Annotated in this window: 3 protein-coding genes; all 3 read right to left on the reverse strand. The window is 45.0% G+C overall.

Features of this window, described 5'->3' with window-relative positions:
• Positions 1-149: 149 nt before the first annotated feature.
• From QEH53_RS23690 to QEH53_RS23700, 3 genes are read right to left on the reverse strand one after another with little or no spacing between them, the layout of a single operon-like run.
• Positions 150-557 carry a hypothetical protein gene (locus QEH53_RS23690; RefSeq protein WP_309025713.1) on the reverse strand — a complete coding sequence of 136 codons (408 nt, stop codon included), beginning with the start codon at positions 555-557 and terminating at the stop codon, positions 150-152.
• A 21-nt stretch (positions 558-578) separates the two neighbouring features.
• Entirely contained in the window at positions 579-707 is a 129-nt protein-coding gene (locus QEH53_RS23695) for a hypothetical protein (RefSeq protein WP_309025714.1), read from the reverse strand.
• Positions 697-1233 carry a hypothetical protein gene (locus QEH53_RS23700; protein WP_309025715.1) on the reverse strand — a complete coding sequence of 179 codons (537 nt, stop codon included), beginning with the start codon at positions 1231-1233 and terminating at the stop codon, positions 697-699. Before QEH53_RS23700 ends, QEH53_RS23695 begins: the two co-directional genes overlap by 11 nt.
• Positions 1234-1588 lie beyond the last annotated feature (355 nt).

Raw genomic sequence — 1588 nt, forward strand, 5'->3', positions numbered from 1 at the left:
TGTTCGTTGAGATGTCGTGGTCGCACTGGCTGAGGATGCTGCGTCCTTCGATTCGAAACCCTTCCGTCAAATATTTATATCATTACTGGCTAACGTGAAGCTGATACACGAGGGCCTAGAGAACCGCCGAGAAAGAGATGGGGTTGATTTCACCTTGCTGCGTCCACAACTCGGGGCGCTTGGCCCGAGTTGTATCGAGCGACTTGTTCGCTGACCTTTTTATCAATGATCTTTTTGAGTTCCTCTTCATTGCTTACCTTCATTTCTGAAGAGTCCTCCAAAAAATCGATCTCTATTTCTTCGTCGTTCGTAGTTCGGATTTTGACGTAGAACCTGTTCAGATGGTCGAGGTTCTTCCAATCAAGGTCACGATTCAATCCATGATTCGTTATTTTGTATCTGGAATCCTCGTTCACCAATCTGACGACGCGATTGTACTGCCCGTAAGTCCCAAATTCTTGTCCATAATTCGCCAAGCCGAGTTGCATCAGAATAAGTTGAGCCGCCAAAACTAGCACCAGGAACGAGGACAGGCCGATTTGGATCTTCTTCTTCATGATTATATTTTTTAGCGAACGCTAAGGTGATACGACGGCGGCTTCGGTCATCGCCTCCACGTCTGAGTTGGTTAAATTCGAATTTTCGATGTGAAAGAGGCGAGCGTTTACCGCCGTTGTATCGACCGCCTTGTTCGGCCTATTTTTCATTCGATTCATAGAAGTCTTCGATTCGTTTTATGTATTCCTCTATGGATGGAGTAGCTGGAATCTTCTCAGAATCTTCGTCGTCGGATTTCTCTACTTTCATTTCTTTGAGAATGTCGTCTAATTTCGCCCACCTAGCACCGACTCTAACCAAAAGCTCTTTAGCAATGCGGTTCCATTCTTCTAGCTCGGTGGTTTTAACGTGAAGTCCTTCTGCATCGTTCATCTCTTCGATATTCAGTACAAGACTTTGATGGGCTACTTCATCTCTGTATTTTTTTAGTTTTCTCAGATCAGTGATCAGTTTCTTGTCGTTTTCATAGATCTTGAACATTTCGATCAATCTACCGAGTGGCGCATCCATCTGCGATTTCAAACGTGACCAAATGTCGTAGTGACAGTATCCTGACAACCGTGCTTGGGTTAGGAGCTCCAAACGGAAAAGAACCATTTTTAGTGAGTGCTCTAAATGCTGAAATGTGATTAGACAGCGAGTGACAGCGTCAAAGAAGTCGGTTGAAGTTTTCATCTATTATTTGCCGAACGCAGAGGTGTCACGCGGCGCTTGTCGCCGTTGTGACGACCGACTTGATATGTGCAATTTTTCCTTCCTCAGAGTAAGGCTGATTTGCCGCATGCGATATCAAGTCGATCATTTTTCTTCGTTTTTGGTTGGTTGGATACTTTCTTAAATTTTATACAGTGCAGGATCTTCTCTTTTGTGAAGTTGGTTTCTCGATACGTTGTGGTTTATTCCTTAGTTCAACCCGATCATCTTTCTTCACATATCGCCGAGACCATACGCGAGGCCTAGGCTTTGCCTCCATGTCTGGGGTCTTTGTTTTGGGTGGTTCGTGGTGAAGGAGGCGGGCGTTTGCCGAAGT

It is taken from the genome of Pelagicoccus sp. SDUM812002 (genome assembly GCF_031127835.1).
Lineage (GTDB): Bacteria > Verrucomicrobiota > Verrucomicrobiia > Opitutales > Opitutaceae > Pelagicoccus.